Annotated in this window: 3 protein-coding genes and 1 pseudogene; 1 reads left to right on the top strand and 3 read right to left on the bottom strand. The window is 71.5% G+C overall.

Annotation, left to right across the window (positions count from 1 at the left end; all coding sequences use genetic code 11):
- A pseudogene (locus AOK15_RS36875) lies at window positions 1-399 on the top strand (NAD(P)-dependent oxidoreductase); the annotation flags it as partial.
- Between the two features lie 89 nt (window positions 400-488).
- On the opposite strand, the gene AOK15_RS36870 reads toward AOK15_RS36875, so the two are convergent.
- The 3 genes from AOK15_RS36870 to ureG all read right to left on the bottom strand — a co-directional run bounded on the left by AOK15_RS36870 (window position 489) and on the right by ureG (window position 3753).
- The gene (locus tag AOK15_RS36870; protein ID WP_055522968.1) at window positions 489-2078 is read right to left on the bottom strand and encodes an alpha/beta hydrolase; all 1590 of its coding nucleotides are present in this window, start codon (window positions 2076-2078) and stop codon (window positions 489-491) included.
- 152 nt (window positions 2079-2230) lie between these two features.
- A complete protein-coding gene (locus tag AOK15_RS36865) occupies window positions 2231-2992 on the bottom strand; it encodes an urease accessory protein UreD (RefSeq protein ID WP_055522966.1) in 762 nt (253 codons plus the stop codon).
- A gap of 77 nt (window positions 2993-3069) precedes the next feature.
- Window positions 3070-3753, bottom strand: coding sequence for an urease accessory protein UreG (gene ureG, locus AOK15_RS36860; protein ID WP_055522964.1), 684 nt, complete (start codon window positions 3751-3753; stop codon window positions 3070-3072).
- Window positions 3754-3852: the final 99 nt, after the last annotated feature.

Below are 3852 nucleotides of genomic sequence, written 5' to 3'. Positions count from 1 at the left end.
TCGACCGCGTTGAGCGCCCGGCCGGGTTCCCGGGCGCTCAACGCGGTCGACCCCGACGCGCCCACGGTCGCGGAGATCGCCGCCGCGATCGACGTCGTCATGGGCGTCGCGGCGCAGGACGTGCTCGTCGAGGGGCCCGCCCCCTCCCCCACCGTGGGCGACACGCCGTGGTCGGTGCCCACGGACGTGGTGTGCGCCATGTCGGCGGCCGAGCGGGAGGTGGGCTACCGCCCGGTGGCCCGGTACGCGGAGACCCTGCCGGAGACGGTCGCGTGGATCGAGAGCCGGCTGGCGGGCGGCCGGGACTGGCGGGAGGCGTACCCCAGGATGGCCGCGACGTACGGCGACCTCTTCGACTACGCGGCGGAGGACGCCTGGCTGGCGGAACACCGGCCGTGAGCCCCTGAGTGGTCGTACCCGGGTATGCACCCGGGTACATACGTGAGGGGCGACCGGTAGGCCCGGCCGCCCCTCACTCACTCAGTTCCCTACGGTGCCGGCGTGGCGTGCGGAGCGCACTTCACGTCGGTCCTGCCCACCTTGCCGGTGAGCAGGTAGGCGTCCACGCGCTCGTTGACACACGCGTTGACCAGGCCGGTGACTCCGTGGGAGCCGGCCTTCGTCTCCGTGATCAGACGCGAGCCCTTGAACCGCTTGTGCAGCTCGACGGCACCCTCGTACGGGGTGGCCGCGTCATGCTCGGACTGGACGATGAGAACGGGCGGCAGGCCCTTCTTCGTCTTGACCTCCACCGGCGTGTACTGCTTCGACGGCCAGGTCGCGCACGGCAGGTTCATCCAGGCGTTGGCCCAGGTCATGAACGGGTAGTTCTTGTGCAGCCGGGTGTTGTCGCGGTCCCACGTCTTCCAGCTGGTGGGCCACTTGGCGTCGGTGCACTCGACCGCGGTGTAGACGGCGTTGCTGTTCTCCGACGCGGCGTTGCCCGCGGTGTCGCTCAGGTCCGGGGCGGCCGCGTCGACCAGCGCCTGGGTGTCACCGGCGGCGTACTTGCTCCACACCTGCGCGGTGGGCGCCCACGCGGAGTCGTAGTACGGGGCGCTCTGGAAGAAGGAGATCAGCTCGGCCGGGCCGACGAGCCCGCCGATCGGGTTCTTCTTCGCGGTGGCGCGCAGCTCAAGCCACTTCGCCTGCACCTTGGCGCGGGTGTCACCGAGGTGGTACGTCGCGTCGTTCTGCGCGACCCACTTCGTCCAGTCCTTCCAGCGGCCCTCGAAGGCGACGTCCTGGTCCAGGTTGGCCTGGTACCAGATCTTCTCGCGCGAGGGGTTCACCACGCTGTCGACGACCAGGCGGCGTACGTGGGTCGGGAAGAGGGTGCCGTAGACCGCGCCGAGGTAGGTGCCGTACGAGACGCCGAGGAAGTTGAGCTTCTTCTCCCCGAGGGCGGCCCGGATGACGTCCAGGTCACGCACGGTGTTCGCCGTGGTCATGTACGGCAGCATCGCGCCGCTGCGCTTCTTGCAGCCGGCCGCGTAGGCGGCGGCGAGCTTACGCTGCTTGCGCTTGTCGGCCTCGGTGTCGGGCACCGGGTCCATCTTGGGCGCCTTCACGAACTCCTGCGGGTCGACACAGGAGATGGGCGCCGACTTGCCGACACCTCGGGGGTCGAAGCCCACGAAGTCGTACGCCTTGGAGACGTTCGCCCACAGCGGGTTCTTGGTGGTGACCCGGCGCGGGAAGCGCAGACCCGAGCCGCCGGGGCCGCCCGGGTTGTAGACGAGGGCGCCCTGGCGCTCCTCCTTCGTGCCCGTGTTGCCGATGCGGTCGACGGCGAGCTTGATCTGCTTGCCGTTCGGCTTGGCGTAGTTCAGCGGCACGGTGACCCAGCCGCACTGGATGGGCTTCTCCAGACCCCATGCCTCGGGGCAGTCCTGCCATGTGACGCCCTTCTTCGCCGCCTTGGCGGCGGCGACAGCGACACCCTTGGCCTCCAGGTCCTTGCCACCGCCGCCGACCGCGGCGTTGGCCACGGGGGCGGTGACGGCGCCGGCTATCAGGGTCGCCGTGACGAGCAGTCCGGCGGAGCCGAACGCTGCCGCCCTTCTCGTCGGCCTCATACCTCTCAAGAGGGAACTCCCCGTACATCGTTGTGAAGTTTCGAATGGTCACGGGGATCCTCGTACCTGTGAGGCATCGGGGAACAGGGGGACGGAACGTTCTTTACTAATCCGATAACCGGTGAGGAACGTTCCGTTGAGCGGGCCGCGGGTCAGCCGTCGAGCCCGGCCAACGCCTCGTCCAGCACCCGCCGCAGCAGCAGCGCGTCGGGCGCCAGGGCACTGACGAGAACGGCGGGCCCGGCCAACGGAGTGAGCGCGGCCGACTCACCCAGCACCCGGGGTGCGGGTGCCCGCTCCGCGAACTCCGGTCGCACGACGACGAGTTGCCCGAGCGCACGGTATCCGCCCAGCACAGCGGGACCGTCCCAGCCGCCGGGTGCGCCGGGCCCGCACGACACCTCCTGGTCGAGCAGCGCCCGCCCGTCCAGCCGCACCGTGAGCCGACTGCTCAACCGCCCCGGTTCCTCCCCGGCCCGCCCCAGCACCTGCTCCTCCCGGAACACGAGCCGGGCACCGGACGCGAGATCCAGTGCGGTCGACACCCGCAGGTCACTGCCCCGGGCCGAGATCAACTGCTCGGGCAGCCACCGCAGTTCGCCCCCTGCCGCGACCCGGACCCGTACGTCGTAGCGGGCCCCGTCCTTGCCCTGCCCCGGCAGCGCGATGGTCGCCGCCGCGGACCCCAGGTGCAGCCGGGCGCCCTCACCGACCTCTGCCTCCACGGCGAGACGGTCGCCCCCGAGCGGGCCGCTCATGGCGCCGACGAGCATGACCCGGGCCTCGTCACCGCTGCCCCGGGTGCGCCGCAGCGCGAGCGGCCCATGGCTCTCCAGCACGGGCAGAGCGGTACCGCCGCGCCCGTCGGCACGGGCGGCGAGCCGCGCGGTGGCGCGGACACCGGTCGTACTCATGGCGGGCGCACCGGCGGGACCCGCGTCACCCAGCCTCGTCGCGCTCGTACCTCGTGGCCCGGCGCCTCCCGCCGCCGTCACGCGGTCCACGCCGCGAGCCGTTCCCGTACCCAGGCGGCGACGTCGGTGACACCGGCCTCGCTCCTCAGCGACTGGAACACGACCGGCAGTTCGGCGCGCTGCGCCTTCGCGTCGGCGGCCATCCGGCCGAGGTCCGACCCGACGTACGGCGCGAGATCCGTCTTGTTGACCACGAGCAGATCGGCGGTGGTGACGCCGGGGCCGCCCTTGCGCGGGATGTCGTCACCGCCGGCCACGTCGATCACGAAGATCTGGGCGTCCACGAGGCCCTTGGAGAACGTCGCGGTGAGGTTGTCGCCGCCGGACTCGACGAGGACGAGATCGAGCGGGCCGACCTCGTCCTCCAGGTCCTCGACGGCCTCCAGGTTCGCCGAGATGTCGTCCCGGATCGCGGTGTGCGGGCACGCGCCCGTCTCCACGGCCGTGATCCGCTCGGGCGGCAGCACGGCCTCACGCAGCAGGAACTCGGCGTCCTCGCGCGTGTAGATGTCGTTGGTCACGACGGCCAGGGCGAGCTCGTCCCGCAGCGCACGGCACAGCGCGGCGACGGTGGCCGTCTTCCCGGACCCCACGGGTCCGCCGAGACCGATCCGCAGGGCGCGCCGACGGCCGTCGGGCCGACACGCGTCCGCGCTCACCGCGGAGGGACCGTCATGGAGATGGTCATGGTCGAGATGCATGAAGAGGCTCCTTATGTATGGGGGTGGCCGAAGAGTTCGGGGGGCGCAGTGATCGGGCGGCTGCGGCTTGTGGGTGGTCGCTCGCGCAGTTCCCCGCGC

The sequence above is a fragment of the Streptomyces ossamyceticus genome, from assembly GCF_001418475.1.
GTDB classification, from domain to species: Bacteria; Actinomycetota; Actinomycetes; order Streptomycetales; family Streptomycetaceae; genus Streptomyces; species Streptomyces ossamyceticus.
The sequence above is the reverse complement of the archived record's forward strand: the minus strand, read 5'-3'. Positions and strand labels throughout refer to the sequence as shown.